Source organism: Pseudomonas sp. 3MA1, from assembly GCF_029237275.1.
In the GTDB taxonomy this organism is placed as follows: Bacteria; Pseudomonadota; Gammaproteobacteria; order Pseudomonadales; family Pseudomonadaceae; genus Aquipseudomonas; species Aquipseudomonas fluorescens_AP.
In genome coordinates this window covers 568,842-583,627 of record NZ_JAACFX010000004.1, presented here as the reverse complement: position 1 = coordinate 583,627, position 14,786 = coordinate 568,842, and the positions used below count along the sequence as shown (strand labels likewise).

The 14,786-nt window shown below is 65.6% G+C and carries 12 protein-coding genes; 4 read left to right on the top strand and 8 right to left on the bottom strand.

Annotation, left to right across the window (positions count from 1 at the left end; translation table 11 throughout):
• Nucleotides 1–8: 8 nt before the first annotated feature.
• The gene (locus GWQ44_RS15185) at nucleotides 9–824 is read right to left on the bottom strand and encodes an ABC transporter ATP-binding protein (RefSeq protein ID WP_179598781.1); all 816 of its coding nucleotides are present in this window, start codon (nucleotides 822–824) and stop codon (nucleotides 9–11) included.
• On the bottom strand, nucleotides 821–2,416 hold the full coding sequence (locus GWQ44_RS15180) for an ABC transporter permease subunit (RefSeq protein ID WP_275927684.1): 1,596 nt from the start codon (nucleotides 2,414–2,416) through the stop codon (nucleotides 821–823). Before GWQ44_RS15180 ends, GWQ44_RS15185 begins: the two co-directional genes overlap by 4 nt.
• A gap of 368 nt (nucleotides 2,417–2,784) precedes the next feature.
• Between GWQ44_RS15180 and GWQ44_RS15175 the strand changes: the two genes are divergently transcribed.
• Complete coding sequence (locus GWQ44_RS15175; RefSeq protein ID WP_103740177.1) at nucleotides 2,785–3,807, top strand: ABC transporter substrate-binding protein; 1,023 nt, start codon at nucleotides 2,785–2,787, stop codon at nucleotides 3,805–3,807.
• Between the two features lie 265 nt (nucleotides 3,808–4,072).
• On the opposite strand, the gene GWQ44_RS15170 is transcribed toward GWQ44_RS15175, so the two are convergent.
• Nucleotides 4,073–4,993 carry a LysR family transcriptional regulator gene (locus tag GWQ44_RS15170; protein WP_179598777.1) on the bottom strand — a complete coding sequence of 307 codons (921 nt, stop codon included), beginning with the start codon at nucleotides 4,991–4,993 and terminating at the stop codon, nucleotides 4,073–4,075.
• 183 nt (nucleotides 4,994–5,176) lie between these two features.
• On the opposite strand from GWQ44_RS15170, the gene GWQ44_RS15165 reads away from it, so the two are divergent.
• Nucleotides 5,177–6,082 carry a TauD/TfdA family dioxygenase gene (locus GWQ44_RS15165; RefSeq protein WP_047301544.1) on the top strand — a complete coding sequence of 302 codons (906 nt, stop codon included), beginning with the start codon at nucleotides 5,177–5,179 and terminating at the stop codon, nucleotides 6,080–6,082.
• Nucleotides 6,083–6,320: 238 nt separating this feature from the next.
• Here GWQ44_RS15165 and GWQ44_RS15160 read toward each other — a convergent pair whose 3' ends face one another.
• Both GWQ44_RS15160 and GWQ44_RS15155 read right to left on the bottom strand, forming a co-directional pair.
• Complete coding sequence (locus tag GWQ44_RS15160; protein WP_275927683.1) at nucleotides 6,321–7,937, bottom strand: alkaline phosphatase family protein; 1,617 nt, start codon at nucleotides 7,935–7,937, stop codon at nucleotides 6,321–6,323.
• 266 nt (nucleotides 7,938–8,203) lie between these two features.
• Nucleotides 8,204–9,148 carry a LysR family transcriptional regulator gene (locus tag GWQ44_RS15155; protein WP_275927682.1) on the bottom strand — a complete coding sequence of 315 codons (945 nt, stop codon included), beginning with the start codon at nucleotides 9,146–9,148 and terminating at the stop codon, nucleotides 8,204–8,206.
• Nucleotides 9,149–9,302: 154 nt separating this feature from the next.
• Here GWQ44_RS15155 and GWQ44_RS15150 point away from each other — a divergent pair, with 154 nt between their 5' ends.
• Both GWQ44_RS15150 and GWQ44_RS15145 read left to right on the top strand, forming a co-directional pair.
• On the top strand, nucleotides 9,303–11,669 hold the full coding sequence (locus tag GWQ44_RS15150) for a TonB-dependent receptor (RefSeq protein WP_275927681.1): 2,367 nt from the start codon (nucleotides 9,303–9,305) through the stop codon (nucleotides 11,667–11,669).
• 66 nt (nucleotides 11,670–11,735) lie between these two features.
• Nucleotides 11,736–13,085: an aryl-sulfate sulfotransferase gene (locus GWQ44_RS15145; protein WP_179598769.1), complete on the top strand. Its 1,350-nt coding sequence runs from the start codon at nucleotides 11,736–11,738 to the stop codon at nucleotides 13,083–13,085.
• Between the two features lie 103 nt (nucleotides 13,086–13,188).
• Here GWQ44_RS15145 and GWQ44_RS15140 read toward each other — a convergent pair whose 3' ends face one another.
• From GWQ44_RS15140 to GWQ44_RS15130, 3 genes are all read right to left on the bottom strand, one after another.
• Complete coding sequence (locus tag GWQ44_RS15140; RefSeq protein ID WP_253130204.1) at nucleotides 13,189–13,503, bottom strand: hypothetical protein; 315 nt, start codon at nucleotides 13,501–13,503, stop codon at nucleotides 13,189–13,191.
• Between the two features lie 23 nt (nucleotides 13,504–13,526).
• Entirely contained in the window at nucleotides 13,527–13,955 is a 429-nt protein-coding gene (locus GWQ44_RS15135) for an SMI1/KNR4 family protein (protein WP_275927680.1), read from the bottom strand.
• Between the two features lie 104 nt (nucleotides 13,956–14,059).
• Nucleotides 14,060–14,725, bottom strand: a complete 666-nt coding sequence (locus GWQ44_RS15130) for a hypothetical protein (RefSeq protein WP_016963104.1) — start codon at nucleotides 14,723–14,725, stop codon at nucleotides 14,060–14,062.
• Between the last annotated feature and the right edge of the window lie 61 nt (nucleotides 14,726–14,786).

The following is a 14,786-nucleotide window of genomic DNA, read 5'->3' as shown; positions in this document are numbered from 1 at the left end:
ACTCCTGTTCAGCAAGCAATGAAGGTCAAGGGCAGGTCGCGGATCTGCACCGGCTGCGGCGCCTGGTAGTGATCATCGCTGGTCAGTTCGTGGAGCAGTTCTTCGCGCAGTTGGTGGAAGTCGAAACCGCTGCGCTGGCGCGGGTGGGGCAGGGCCACCTGGACCACGCGCTTGATCCGGCCCGGGCGCGGTTCCATCACCACCACCCGGTCGGCGAGGAAGATCGCTTCCTCGACATCGTGGGTCACCAGCACCGTGGTGATCTTGGCCCGCTCGCGGATCGCCAGCAGCTCGTCCTGCATCTGCTGGCGGGTCAGGGCGTCGAGGGCGCCGAAGGGTTCGTCCAGCAGCAGGATGCGCGGGCTGGCCACCAGCCCGCGAGCAATGGCCACCCGTTGCGCCATGCCGCCGGAAAGCTGGTGGGGATAGGCCCGGGTAAAGTCCTTGAGCCCTACCAGTTCGATGAAATCCTCTATCCGCCGCTGGCGCTCAGCGGCGCTCAGGGGCTCGTTGACCAGGCCCAGGCCAATGTTCTCGGCCACCGTCAGCCAGGGGAACAGGCGGTGTTCCTGGAACACGATGCCGCGTTCGCTGCCGATGCCGCTGACGGCCTGGCCGTCGACCCGGATCTCGCCGCGAAACTCGGTGTCCAGGCCAATCAGCAGGCGCAGCAGGGTGGACTTGCCGCAGCCGCTGGAACCGACGATGGCGACAAATTCGCCGTCGGCGATGTCCAGGTTGAATTCGCGGATCGCCTCCACCTCGCCACCGGCGACGGCGAAGCTCTTGCCCACGTGATTGAAACTGACCAGGGGTGCGTTCATGCGTGTCTCCAGCGGGTGGCGCGGGTTTCGAGTTGTTGGCCCAGCAGGTTGAGCAGGGCTCCGGTCAGGCCCACCAGGAGCATGCCGGCCATGATCTGGTCCATGCGCAGCAGTTGCTGGGCGCTGATCATCTGGCTGCCGATGCCGCCGTTGGACGGCATGAAGTATTCCGCGCCGATGGTGCCCATCCAGGCGTAGATCAGGCTGATGCGCAGGCCGGCGAAGATGCCCGGCGCCGCCCCGGGCAGCACCAGTCGGCGCAGGCGTTGCCAGAGGTTCAGGCGCAGCACCTGGGCGGCCTCCGCCAGTTGCGGCGACAGCTGGGCGACGCTGCGCTGGGTGGCGATGAACAATGGAAAGAACGCGGCCAGGGCGACGAACACCCACTTGGCCAGTTCCCCCAGGCCGAACCAGGCGGTGAGCAACGGCACCCAGGCGAACAGGGCGATCTGGCGGATCGCGGCCAGGGTCGGGCCCAGCAGCCGTTCACTGAGCCGCGACAGCCCCAGCAGCAGGCCAAGGGCCAGGCCCAGTCCGCCACCCAGGGCCAGGCCGCCGAGGGCGCGGCCCAGGCTCAGGCCCATGCCTCCCAGCAAGCTGCCGTCCCGCAGGCCGTCGACAGTGGTGCTGAGTACCGCCAGCGGGCTTACCAGGATGTTGGCGTCCACCCATTGCTCTGCGCTCGCCACTTGCCACAGGGCCAGCAAGGCCAGGGGCAGCAGCCAGGGTTGCAGGCGCTGCCAGCCCTGATAACGCGGGCCACGACGCAGGGCGGCGGTGGCCGGGTGCGGCCAGTGCACCAGGGTGCGGTCCAGCCAGCCGATGCCACGGTCCATGCACACCCCCAGCACGCCGATCACCAGGATGCAGACGAAGACGATATCCAGCATGAACAGTTGCCGCGCCCAGACCATCAGGTAGCCGATGCCCTCGCTGGAGGCCAGCAGCTCCACTGCCAGCAACGAAGTCCAGCCGGTGGCCAGGGCCAGGCGCACCCCGGCCATGAACGCCGGCAGCGCGGCGGGCAGCACCAGGCGCCGGATCAGCAAGGCCGGGGGCAGGCGCAGCACCGCGGCGGCTTCCCGCAGCCTGGGCTGGGCGTCGCGCACGCCCACCAGGGTGTGCAGGGTCACCGGCACCACCACGGCCTTGACCAGCACCACCAGCTTGAGCACTTCGCCGATGCCGAAAAACACCATGAACAAGGGAATCCAGGCCAGGGTCGGAACCTGCGCCAGGGCGCCGAAGGTGGGGTACACCAGACGCTCCAGACGCGGGCTGAAACCCAGGGCGCCGCCCAGCAGGGCACCGGCAGCGATGCCGGCCAGCAAGCCCCAGAACAGCCGTTGCAGGCTGATCGCCAGATGGCTCCACAGCTCGCCATGGGCCAGCTCCAGGGCGCTGCTCCAGACCAGGGCCGGGGCCGGCAGGATCTGCTCGCTCATCCACAGGTTGCGGCTGGCCAGCCACCACAGGACGAACAGGCTCAGGGGCAGCAGCCAGGGCAGCAGGCGCTGATGGATTGCGGGCCAGCCCGGGCGGCCGTTGGACGGTGCCGCCAGGGGCAGGCTGAGCAGGGAAACACGGGCCATGGATGACCTCCGTCGTCGGGTACTGCATGGCGTGGGTCGATGCCGCAGGCGCTGGCTGGTCAGCGAATCAGGGCTGGCGGGCCTCTTCACCGGCAAGCCGGCGCCTACGTGTTATGCGTTTGTGGTCTATTAAGATTCTTATCGATTCTATTAAGAGATAAGAGAAGCCATTTAAGGCTTCTGGCCGACACGCATCCAATGCATTTGAAGAATATTTTTCATGCATTTGATGCATATCCTCCGGGGCGCCCGTGGCAGCTGGTTTATTCAATACGGTTATTAAAATGTGAATTTATAGTATTTAAAGGTTGATCGATTCCGTGCCTACCTTCTGCTCCTCACAGCCTTTGCCATCAGGAGCCGCACCCATGAACCTTCCCTTCAAACGCGTGATCAGCCTGTTCGCCGCGCCGGCCCTGGCGGGACTGCTGGGGTGCTTGCCGCTGCTGGCCCAGGCCGCCGAGCTCAAGCAAATCCGCATCGCCGTGCCCGACCTCAGTGCCGGCACCCAGCACAGCGGCGGCGGGGTGGTGGACGTGCTGCGCCAGCAACAGATCTTCGAAAAGGCCTTTGCCGACCAGGGCATCCAGATCCAATGGAATTTCTTCAAGGGCGCGGGGCCGGTGATCAACGAAGCCTTCGCCAACGGCCAGGTGGACCTGGCCTATCTTGGCGATCTGGCGGCCATCATCGGCAAGTCCAATGGCCTGGACACGCGTCTGCTCAGCGCCTCGGCCCGTGGGGTCAAGCACTACCTGGGGGTGGTGCCGGGTTCCGGAATCAAGACCCTGGAAGACCTCAAGGGCAAGCGCGTGGCGGTGTTCCGTGGCACCGCCACCCAGCTCTCGTTCGACGCGGCCCTGGCCAGCCGGGGCCTGAGCGAGAAGGACCTGAAGGTGGTCAACCTCGACTTCAACGCGGCGGTGGCGGCCCTGGCGGCCAAGCAGATCGATGCGTCCTGGGGCAGCACCGGGCTTTCCGCCCTGCGCAGCAAGGGGCTGGCCGAGCTGCCCCTGAGCACCAAGGACCTGGGCGGTGCCGGCAGCGTGCAGAGCGTGCTGGTGGGCGCCGGCAAATTTGTCGACGAGCATCCCGAGGCCGTGGAGAAACTGCTCAAGGCCCAGCAGCAGGCCGTAGAGTGGCTGACCCAGGACAGCAACAAGGACGCCTATATCCAGCTGGTGTCGGGCTTGGCCAGCTACCCGCCGGTGATCCTGCAGGAAGACCTCAAGGACCAGCGCCTGAGCGAGATCTTCCCCTCGACCCTGGACCCGGTGTTCCTCGGCAAATTGCAGGATTCGGTGGACTTGGCGGCCAAGGAGCGGTTGATCCGCAAGCCGTTCAAGGTGGATGCCTGGGTCGCCCCGCAACTCGCCGCCGCAGGCCTGTAAAGCCCTTCCTGAACCCCTGTAGCCGCTGCCGCAGGCTGCGTTCGGCACCGTAGGGGCCGCCAGGGCCGGCAACGCGGTCTACCTGGAGGAACCGGGTGCCGTCTTGCGCCGACTGCGTCGTCGTTCGCAGCCTTCGGCAGCGGCTACAGGGCAGCGTTTGGCGCCGTGGGGGCGCTGGGCCGGCAACGCGGTCTATCTGGAGGAACCGGGTGCCGTCTTGCGCCGACTGCGTCGTCGTTCGCAGCCTGCGGCAGCGGCTACAGGGTTAGACGGCGATGCTGTGGCTTTGCTGGTCGACCGCCACCAGCACTTCGATCAACTTGCGTGCCGCCGGCGACAGGCGGAAACCGCTGCGGCTGACGATGCCGCAGCGGGCATTCAGGCTGTCGATGTTCTGCGGCAGGTTGCGCCAGTGCAGCAGCACCAGCGAACCCTGTTCGATGTCTTCGGCAAAGGCCTCGGCGGTGCCCACGCCAATCGCATTGGACTGGCGGACGATCTTCACCAGCGCCGGAAAGTGCTCGGTTTCGATGGTGGGTGAAAAGTCGATGCGTCCGCTGAGGTTGGCCAAAAGCTTGCGAATCCCCGGGGGGATCAGGGTGGTGGCCAGGGGGTAGTCGAACATGTCGTTGGTGGACAGGCTTTCCTTGGCCAGCAGTGGGTGCCCGGGGCGGCAGAAGAACACCCCGCGCTTGGGCGTCAGCGGCTGGGTCTGGTAGTTCGGGTCGGCCTCGAAATGGCGGATGTCGGCGATAAAGAATTCGATCTCTTCGCGGTTCAGGCTGCGGCTGAGTTTCTCCCAGTTATCCACGGCAAAGCAGGTGCGCACCTTCGGGTGGGCACTGGTGAATTGCGCCACCGCGTCGGGCACCAGTTTCACCGCCGGGGCCGGGCCGCAGCCGAAGCGCACTTCGCCGGCATCGAGCTTGGTCATCTGGGTCACTTCACTGCTGAGCAAGGCCGCGCCCTGCACCAGGCTCAAGGCGTGCTGCAGCACCACCTGGCCTTCCGGGGTGGGGCGCAGGTCCTTGTTGCCGCGGTCCACCAGTACGCAGCCGAACTCCTGTTCCAGGCCCTGGATACTGCGGCTGAAGGCCGGCTGGGTGATGCCCATGGCGTCGGCGGCGCGGACAAAACTGCGGTGTTCATTGAGGGCGATGAAGTAACGCAATTGGCGAAGATCCATATGCTTTCCCGGCATCCGAAAAATAGCTCGAAGGCATTTGCGACGAGTGAGGCATGAGGTTTTAAATGCAAGCTCTTATTCCGTCAACGAAGCATGTAGTTATCTATTAGATCTAAATTGAATATAGATAGAGCGTTGTTTCGCGGCGGTTCCAACCGTAAGCAGTCGATGAGGGTGTACCTGATGAGCAATGCCGCCTTAGCCGTTAAACCCGCTGTTGATGCCCTTGATATCCACCCGGTGGCCGGTCGCATCGGCGCCGAGATCCGTGGCGTGCAACTGTCCGGCGATCTCGACGCCGCCACCGTGGACGCCATCCAGCAAGCGCTGGTGCAGTACAAGGTGATCTTCTTCCGTGGCCAGACCCACCTCGACGACCAGAGCCAGGAAGCCTTCTCCCACCTGTTGGGCGAGCCGGTGGCCCACCCCACCGTGCCGGTGCGCGACGGCACCCGTTACCTGCTGGAGCTGGACGGCGCCGAGGGCCAGCGGGCCAACTCCTGGCACACCGACGTGACCTTCGTCGACGCCTACCCGAAAGCCTCGATCCTGCGCTCGGTGGTGGCCCCGGCCTCCGGTGGCGACACGGTGTGGGCCAACACCGCCACGGCCTACAACGAACTGCCGGCGGAACTGCGGGAGCTGGCGGACAAGCTCTGGGCGGTGCACAGCAACGAATACGACTATGCCGGGGCCAAGCCGGACGTCTCGGCGGAGAAGCTGGAGCGTTACCGCAAAGTCTTCACCTCCACGGTGTTCGAGACCGAGCACCCGATTGTTCGCGTGCACCCCGAAAGCGGCGAAAAGAGCCTGGTGCTGGGGCATTTCGTCAAGCGCATCAAAGGCTATTCCCAGGCCGACTCGGCGCACCTGTTCAACCTGCTGCAAAGCCACGTCACCCGCCTGGAAAACACCGTGCGCTGGCGCTGGAGCGCCGGTGACGTGGCGATCTGGGACAACCGCTCGACCCAGCACTACGCCGTGGACGACTACGGCACACAGGACCGCATCGTGCGCCGCGTGACCCTCAAGGGCGATGTCCCGGTGGGCGTCCACGGCCAGCGCAGCCAGACCATCAAAGGCCTCTGACCCGCCCCACGGGCATCTACCCGATGAACCTGCCCACTTGTAGGAGCTGGCTTGCCAGCGAAGGCGTCCCAGAGAGCGCTGCAAGGCTTGAGGGCCTCTTCGCCGGCAAGCCGGCTCCTACAAGAATTTATGCGATGAACCTGCCCGCTGTAGGAGCTGGATTGCCAGCGAAGGCGTCCCTGAGAGCGATGCAAGACTCAAGGGCCTCTTCACCGGCAAGGGGAGGTGCACGCGCGGGTTACCACACGCCGATCTGTACCAGCTTTTCGCTCTCCGGTTCGCCGTAGCGAAAACGCTGGCCGCGCAGGTCGATCTCTTCATGGCTGATGGTGGTGCGGCGTTTCAGGCCGCGCAGCCATTGCAGCAGATACCCCAGGTGTTCTTCACGCACCGCGGCATAGGCCGGGTCCGCCCCCAGGTCATGCAGCTCCTGCGGGTCGTGGTGCAGGTCGAACAGTTGCGGGCGCAAGCCGTCATAGGCCAGGTACTTCCAGCGTTCGCTGCGCACCATGGTCATGCGGCAGCGGTCGATGGGCTGGCCCAGGCGCTCCCGGGCCGGAGCCTGGAAGGCGTAGTCGTATTCGCTGATGGCGTAGCGGCGCCAGTCCACTGTCGCGCCGTGCAGCAGCGGGATCAGCGAGCGTCCTTCCAGGCGATGTTCGGCCCCCGGCAGGCCCAGGGCCTCAAGAAAGGTCGGCAGGGCGTCGATGGTTTCCACCAGGCGTTCATCCACCGTGCCACGGCGGCTGTCCGCCGCCGCGCGCGGGTCGCGGACAATCAGCGGCACGCCCACCGCTGGCTCCAGCAGGAACTCCTTTTCCCCCAGGTAGTGGTCGCCAAGGAAGTCGCCGTGATCGCTGGTGAAGACGATCAAGGTGTCGTCCCAGCGGCCATTGCTCTGGAGGAAATCGAACAGCCGGCCCAGTTGATCGTCCACCTGCTTGATCAGCCCCATGTAGGTTGGCACCACGTTCAGGCGCACCTCATCCCGGGAAAAATTCAGGCTCTCTTCATGCTGGCGAAAGGCGGCGTAGACCGGGTGATCGCTGAGCTGCCCGGGCGCCGCGCGCACCGCCGGGATCACCTGCTCGGGGCCATACAGGGCGTGGTAGGGCGCGGGTGCGATATAGGGCCAGTGCGGCTTGATGTAGGACAGGTGCAGGCACCAGGGCTGCTCGCCCTGTTCGCTGATGAAGTCGATGGCGCGGTCGGTGGTGTAGACGGTTTCCGAATGTTCCTCGGCGACCCGGGCCGGCAGGTGCGCGTGGCGCATCTTCCAGCCGCTGAGGATCTGCCCCTGCGCGCCGGCCCCGGCGTTGGCCCAGTCGTGCCAGGGGTTGAGGCCGTCGTAGCCGAGGTTGCGCAGGTAGTGGGTGTAGGGCGCGGCCTCGCGCTTGTCGTCGAAGATCGGGTCGTCGGGGTAGATGCCGTCGTGACGCAAGTAGGGCTCGAAGCCGACTTCGTTGAGCACCTCGGCCTGGGCACTCTCGGGGTCGATGGCCAGTCGTTGCAGGGCGTCGAGGTTGGGCGTGGCGTGGGTCTTGCCCACCAGCGCGGTGCGGATGCCGTGGGGCCGCAGGTAGTCGCCCAGGGTCCATTCTTCCAGGGGCAGGGGCACGGCGTTCCAGGCCACTTGGTGGCTGCTGACATAGCGCCCGGTGTAGGCCGACATGCGCGACGGGCCGCAGATGGTGCCCTGGGTGTAGGCGCGGCTGAAGCGCACCCCGGCGGCGGCCAGGCGGTCGATGTTCGGGGTGTGCAGGTGCGGGTGGCCGTAGCACGAGAGGTAATCCCGGCGCAGCTGGTCGCACATGATGTAGAGCACGTTGCGCACGGGTTGGAGGGTGTTGGACATGGGGTTCACCGAAGGGAAGACAGGCGAGTTTTTTCGCCTTCGGCGGGGCCTCCCGGCAAGCGCATTTGCCGAATAGTTTTGATGCATGGCATGCATCGCCTGTAGCCGCTGCCGCAGGCTGCGATCGGCCGCGCAGCGGCCGCTGGGGATTTGCCGTGGATGGCCGGGGCGAGGACTGCGTCCTCGTTCGCAGCCTCGCAGGCTCGGCAGCGGCTACAGGTGCAAGCGCAGGGGGCGAGTGTCGGGGCAGGACGCCAGTCAGGCGCTCAGACGGCCAGGTTGTCGAGGGACGGCAGCGCTTCGTCCTGTTCGTCTATGGCCTTGATCTCGTCGATCATCGCCGCCGCCAGGGGCGACAGGCGGTAGCCGGCGCGGCTGACGATGCCGTAGCGGGTGTAGAGCTCTTCCAGGTCGTCGGCCAGGCCGTCGATCTTCAGGCACACCAGTTCGCCCTTGGCGTTGTGCAAGGCGTCGCTGTAGGAGCCGATGATGCCGATGGCGTCCGAGCGCAGCACCACCCCCAGCAGGCTGTAGCTGTTTTCGCATTCCACATTGGGGGTTAAGTCCGGCTTGCCGCTCAGGTCGACGATGACCTTGCGCAGGTTCGGCGGGCGGATGGTCACCGCCAGCGGGTAGCTCATCAGTTCGCTGGCGCTGACGCTGTCGCGCTGGGCCAGGGGGTGCCCGGCGCGGCAGCAGAAATGCCATTTGCGCGGACGCAGGCGCTGGGTCAGGTAATCCGGGTCGGCCTCGAAGTGCCGGGTGTCGGCGACGAAGAACTCGAACTCTTCGCTGAGCAGGCGCTTGCTCAGGCTTTGCCAGTCATCCACCTGGAACTGCACCCGGGCCTTGGGATAACGCCCGATGAAGCTGCCGATGGCCCGGGGGATCAACCCCGAGGCCGGCGCCGGGCCGCAGCCGAAACGCAACTCTCCCGCCTCCAGGCCATTGAACTGGCTGATCTCGTTGGCCATCTGCTGGGCGCCGCTGACCAGCCGCCGCGCGTGCTCCAGCAGTAACTGGCCCTGCTTGGTCGGCGCCAGGTCCTTGCGCCCGCGATCCACCAGCTGACAACCGACGCTGTGTTCCAGGGCCTGGATGCTGCGGCTGAAGGCCGATTGCGAAAGGTTCACCGCCGCCGCGGCCGCGACAAAGCTGCGCTGCTCGGCGAGGGCGATGAAGTGGCGGAGCTGGCGCAGGTCGATATGCATTTTTCACATAAAAAATATCGGGGAAATGCATTGGCTATGCATTAGGTCGACTCCTTATAAAGGCAATCTCTTATGCAGTAAATCTTTGTAAAAACATAAATAAATAACTTTAAGGAATATACGAGGCTGTATATTTTCTGACCAGGAGCCGCCCATGAGCCCGTTGTCCCTCGCTTCACCCCTCTCGCCCCGGCGGCTCAAGCGCCTGCCCCTGGCGCTGTTGCTGGCCGGCAGCGCGAGCTGGACGCCGACCTGGGCCGAAGACGCTCCGGCGCCAGACACCACGCCGGCCAAGAGCAGCGCCAGCAAGGCCGATGACGGCCAGTTGCAGACGGTGACCGTGACCGCCCGCCGCCGCGAGGAAAGCTCGCAGAACGTGCCCACGCCGATGAGTGTGGTGGGCGGGCAAGCCCTGGAGAGCCAGCGGGTCTATCGCATCCAGGATCTGCAGCAACTGGTGCCCAGCGTCAACGTCGCCTACATGCATGCGCGCCAGTCCAGCGTGTCGATCCGTGGCCTGGGCAATAACCCGGCCAGCGACGGCCTGGAAGGCAGCGTCGGGCTGTACCTCGACAACGTCTACCTGGGACGGCCGGGGATGGCGGTGTTCGACCTGATGGACATCGAGCAGCTGGAAGTGCTGCGCGGTCCCCAGGGCACCCTGTTCGGCAAGAACACCACCGCCGGGGTGATCAACATCAGCACCCGGGCGCCGAGCTTCACCCCGGAGCGCAGCATCGAAACCTCCCTCGGCGAGGACGGTTACTTCCAGACCAAGGGCACCATTTCCGGGCCGCTGACAGATGAGCTGGCGGGGCGTTTTTCCGCCTACCGCACCCGCAGCGATGGCGACATCAAGAACGAGTTCGACGGCCATGACCTCAATGGCGGCTCCCGCCAGGGCTTTCGCGGGCAGTTGCTGTACAAGCCCAACGAGCGCTTCAACCTGCGCTGGATCGGCGACTACAACGAAGAGGATTCCAGTGCCGGCACCCGGGTGCTGTACAGCACCGGGCCGACCATCAACGGCACCAACGTCTACGAGTCCCGCGCGGCGGCGGCCGGAGCGACCTTGGTCAACGGTTCGCAGCGCAAGGTCAACCTGGACAACGACCAGCACGTGACGGTGTTCCAGGGCGGCACTTCGCTTGAGGCCAACTGGACCCTGCCCAGCGACTTCACCCTGACCTCGGTCAGTGCCTACCGCTGGTGGAATTTCACCCCGCGCAACGACGACGGCCTCAACGTGCCGGCCAGCTACAACGCCGGGGTGTCGGTGGAGGACAAACAGTGGTCCCAGGAATTCCGTCTGGCCTCGCCCACCGGCGGCTTCTTCGACTACGTGCTGGGCGCCTACTACTTCGGCTCCGACCTGGACAACAAATCCTTCGCCTATTACGGGCCCCAGGCGGACATCTGGAACGGCACCCCGGCCGGCGCCCTGAGCAACGTCACCAGCCTCGGCAACGGGCATATCCAGACCAACAGCTTCGCCCTGTTCGCCCAGGGCACCTGGCACCTGACCGAGCGCCTGGATTTCACCGCCGGGCTGCGCGGCACCTACGAGGAAAAAAGCGCCTGGGTCAGCCGCAACGCGCCGCTGGGGGGCGCGGCGGTGGCCGGTGCCGCCGCCAATGCCCGTCGTGGTCGTGCCGGGGCCTATGATTCCGGCGACCTCAACCAGTACAGCACCAGCCCTTCGGGCCTGCTCAACCTCAGCTACCGCTTCACCGATGACCTGCTGGGCTACGCCACCCTGTCCCACGGCGAGAAGTCCGGCGGGGTCAATCTGGCGGTGGGCTCGGCGCCGACCGCCGGGGCCGACTCGCTGCTGATCGGCACCGAGCGCGCCAACAACGCCGAGCTGGGGTTCAAGAGCACCCTGTGGGACCGTCGCCTGCAACTCAACGCCAACCTGTTCTGGACCCAGGTCAACGGCTACCAGACCAACGCCTACGACAATGCCAACCGCGTGCAGTACCTGACCAACGCCGGTTCGGTGCGCTCACGCGGGGTGGAAGTGGAAAGCACCCTGGTGCCGATTCGCGGCCTGACCCTGAACCTCAACGGTTCCTACAACGACGTGCGCTACCTGTCCTACAAGGACGCGCCGTGCCCGCCGGAAGTCAGCCTGCGCCCCGGTGCTCCAGCCTCCTGCGATCTCAGTGGCCACCAGGTGGTGGGCGCCTCGAAATGGATCGGCAACGCCAACGGCGAATACAAGTGGAACCTGGACAACGGCCTGGAAGAGTACGTCACCGCCAGCTACGCCTTCCGTTCCAAGGCGGTGGGCACCGTGGAGGATTCCGACTACGGGCAGATCCCCAGCTACGCCGTGGTCAACCTGTCCACCGGCCTGCGCGGCAACTACGAACAGGGCCAGTGGGACGTTTCGCTGTGGCTGAAGAACGCCTTCGACAAGACCTACTACACCACCCTCTGGACCGCCGGCAACGGCGGTTACGAAGGCCTGCTGGGCACCCCGCGAACCCTCGGCGTGACCGGTCGCTACGACTTCTGATGCTCGGCTTTTCGCCCCTTGCGCCGGGTTCGCCGGCGCCTTTCGACTTGAACAGGAGTGCTTGTCATGTTGCGCCTCACCACCGCGTTGCCCCTGCTGCTGTCCACCGCCCTGCTGGCCTCGGCGGTGCAGGCCGCGCCCAGCGTCTACCCCACCGGCGTGACCCGCTACGACCCGGCCAGGGCCTATAACCAGTACGTGATCTTCAGCGGCGCCGACAAACAGACGCACCTGATCGACATGAACGGCAACGAGGTGAAGCACTGGCCCCAGGCCGGTTTTCCCTCGGCCATCATCGACCCGCAACTGGTGAACGGCGAGCGTGGCCGGGTGCTGTTGCAGCTCAAGGACAAGGAGCCCGGGCCCTTGGGTTCGGCGGGCAACGGCCTGGGCAACCAGAGCGTCGGCGAGCTGGACTGGAACGGCAACCTCGTCTGGCAGTGGGGCGACCAGGCCCCGGGCGGCGCCGCCCAGCAGCATCATGACCAGCGCCGCCTGAGCAACGGCAACACCCTGGTGCTGGCCAACAAGGTGCACCAGGTGGCGGGGTTCAAGGTGCCCCAGGTGATCGACGACGCGATCTATGAAGTCAGCCCCGAGGGCCAGGTCAAATGGCAGTGGCTGGCCTCCGAACACCTCAAGGAGTTCGGCTTCACCCCGGCGCAACTGAAGCTGGTGTACGGCACCGACAACCCGGATTACCTGCACATCAACAACCTCAGCGTGGTCGGCCCCAACCCGTGGTTCGACGCCGGGGATAAACGCTTCGCCCCGGACAACCTGCTGATCGATTCGCGCAACGCCAACTTCATCGCCATCCTCGACAAGCACAGCGGCAAGGTGGTCTGGCGCCTGGGGCCGAACCTGTTGCCGATCAACCCCAAGACCGCCGCCAAGGTGCCGCGCCCGGTGGACCAGTTCGTCGGCCAGCATGACGCCCACATCATTCCCGCCGGCTTGCCGGGGGCCGGGCACCTGCTCGTGTTCGACAACCAGGGCACAGCCGGCTACCCCTCGGTGCCGCTGGGGCTGATCGCCGGTTCCCGGGTGCTGGAGATCGACCCGATCAAGAACCAGATCGTCTGGCAGTACAGCGCCGCCAGCTCCCGGCAGCCGGGCTGGGCTTTCTACAGCTCGTTCATCAGCAGTGCGCGGCGCCTGCCCAACGGCAATACGCTGATCGACGAGGGCATGAACGGACGCTTTTTCCAGGTCACCGCCGGCGGCGAAATCGTCTGGGAATACGTCAGCCCCTATCTGGGCAAGGCGCCGGGCAGCGAGGCCATCAGCAACTGGGTGTACCGCGCCTTGCCGGTGAGCTACGACTGGGTGCCCCAGGGCACGCCGCGTTCGGAAACCGCGGTGAGCGTGCCGGAGTCGGGGCTGAAACAAGCCAGTGCCAGCGCGGGGATCTGAGCGTGAGGCCGTGCCATGGCGCCTGTCAGGTCGGGCTGGCGCCCTGACGGGAGCAAGCGCCCTCGCCACACAATGAGGTGCGGGAGCAGACCTGGGCAGTGCCTCAGAAGTAGAAGTACAGGCCGGTGTCGCGTTCCAGGGCCAGTCGATTCAGGGCGATCAGCCTGTGGATAAGTTCATCCCCGGGCGTCGCGGCCTGCATCAGGATCGACAGGGCCGTGGCCAGGGCGGCCTGGCCCTGGATCGAGGCGTCTTCGTAGTCATCGATCAGGCTGCCCAGGGCGCGGTTCAAGCTGGGCAGCAGGTCGCTGCGCGACAGCAGCGTCCACTGCTCCGGGGACAGCGCCAGTTCCTCCAGGTCGCCCGGTAGGCACTGGTCCAGGTCCAGGCGTTGTTGGGCCTCTTGGCTGGTGGGCACGACTATCCATTTGCGCGCTGTGTTCATGGCTGCCACAGCTCGACAAAGGCCTTGAAGTCGGCCGCCACCGGGTAGCGCCTGGCGCTCTCGGGATCGAAGATTTCCACCGCCACGCCCGGGCTGTTGAAGTCCAGGCAGATCAGCAGGCCGCCGGCATCCCGGGCAATCGGCAGGCAGCCTGTGGCGAGCCCCGGCACGCGGCCAGGGCTGGCGTACCAGAGCAGGGTCCAGGGCTGGTTGCTCAGGCCGAACTCGAAGAACTCGCTGATGCAGGTGTAGCCGCCGCCATAGGCGAAGCCGCCGATCCCCGGCGTGGCGGCCGCGGCGTATTGCACCAGCTCCAGGTACAGCGCCGGAAACTCAAGGCCGAGGCGTTGCTGCACCTGGGCGATCAGTTGTTCGTCCACCGCCGATCCGGGTTCGATTTCCCAGGCAGTCCAGTCCAGGGGCATGTTCGACCTGCGCCTTGTCGTTGAGGGGGCTGCGCCCGCGCGAGGGGGATCGGGCGGGCGGCGAGCGGCGATTGTAAGCGTGTCGCCTGGTGCGCGGTAGGCGCTTAGTTGCAGCTGTGGCCTTCGGGCAGGGTGACCGTGTATTTGCGCTGCACGCGGTTGCGGAAGTCCAGGTTGTCCAGACTTTCCTGCACCAGGAAATCCTCGACCTTGGCGTCCTGGCAATCCTCGTTGTAGGACGAGGCCCGCAGCAGGAATACCGTGCGCCGGCTCTGTTCGTCCTGGGCCTTGATATTGAAGGTCGACAGGGTGGTGTAGCCGGTGCGCTCCGAGGAACCGATGGCACGGTAGGACATCGTTGGGGTGCTGGTGCACACGGTCTGTTGGTTCTTGCCGGGCATGCACGTGGTTTTAGTGCTGCTGGGCACCTGGCCGTAGTCGGTGGCGGTGTAGCGGTAGCTGGTCTTTTTACTGCCCACGTCCAGGGCAATGTTCATGCGAAACGGCGGGTGGTTTTTCGGCAGCGACGACTCGGTATACACCTGGGTGAAACCCATGCCGTGCAGGGCGGCGACCATGTCGCGCAGGTAGTAGCTGGCCTTGAGGCCCTGGGCGTCCTTGGCGCTGTTGACGGTCACCAGCACCGGAGCCTTGGGGTCGAAGTAATAGTCTTGGGCCGGGGTGGCGTCGATGGCCACTTCGAGTTTGTTGGCGCAGCCGGTCAAAAGACAGGCGAGCAAAAGCAGCGGGCAGAGCAGGTAGCGAGTCATGAATAAGCCAATGTGCAACGTGAGGAATGGATAAGGCTTTAACGATCGAGACTCGGTTCGA

Coding starts and splice junctions, on each gene's coding strand:
- GWQ44_RS15185 (WP_179598781.1), bottom strand. CDS start 824: ATGAACGCACCCCTGGTCAGTTTCAATCACGTGGGCAAGAGCTTCGCC.
- GWQ44_RS15180 (WP_275927684.1), bottom strand. CDS start 2,416: ATGGCCCGTGTTTCCCTGCTCAGCCTGCCCCTGGCGGCACCGTCCAAC.
- GWQ44_RS15175 (WP_103740177.1), top strand. CDS start 2,785: ATGAACCTTCCCTTCAAACGCGTGATCAGCCTGTTCGCCGCGCCGGCC.
- GWQ44_RS15170 (WP_179598777.1), bottom strand. CDS start 4,993: ATGGATCTTCGCCAATTGCGTTACTTCATCGCCCTCAATGAACACCGC.
- GWQ44_RS15165 (WP_047301544.1), top strand. CDS start 5,177: ATGAGCAATGCCGCCTTAGCCGTTAAACCCGCTGTTGATGCCCTTGAT.
- GWQ44_RS15160 (WP_275927683.1), bottom strand. CDS start 7,937: ATGTCCAACACCCTCCAACCCGTGCGCAACGTGCTCTACATCATGTGC.
- GWQ44_RS15155 (WP_275927682.1), bottom strand. CDS start 9,148: ATGCATATCGACCTGCGCCAGCTCCGCCACTTCATCGCCCTCGCCGAG.
- GWQ44_RS15150 (WP_275927681.1), top strand. CDS start 9,303: ATGAGCCCGTTGTCCCTCGCTTCACCCCTCTCGCCCCGGCGGCTCAAG.
- GWQ44_RS15145 (WP_179598769.1), top strand. CDS start 11,736: ATGTTGCGCCTCACCACCGCGTTGCCCCTGCTGCTGTCCACCGCCCTG.
- GWQ44_RS15135 (WP_275927680.1), bottom strand. CDS start 13,955: ATGCCCCTGGACTGGACTGCCTGGGAAATCGAACCCGGATCGGCGGTG.
- GWQ44_RS15130 (WP_016963104.1), bottom strand. CDS start 14,725: ATGACTCGCTACCTGCTCTGCCCGCTGCTTTTGCTCGCCTGTCTTTTG.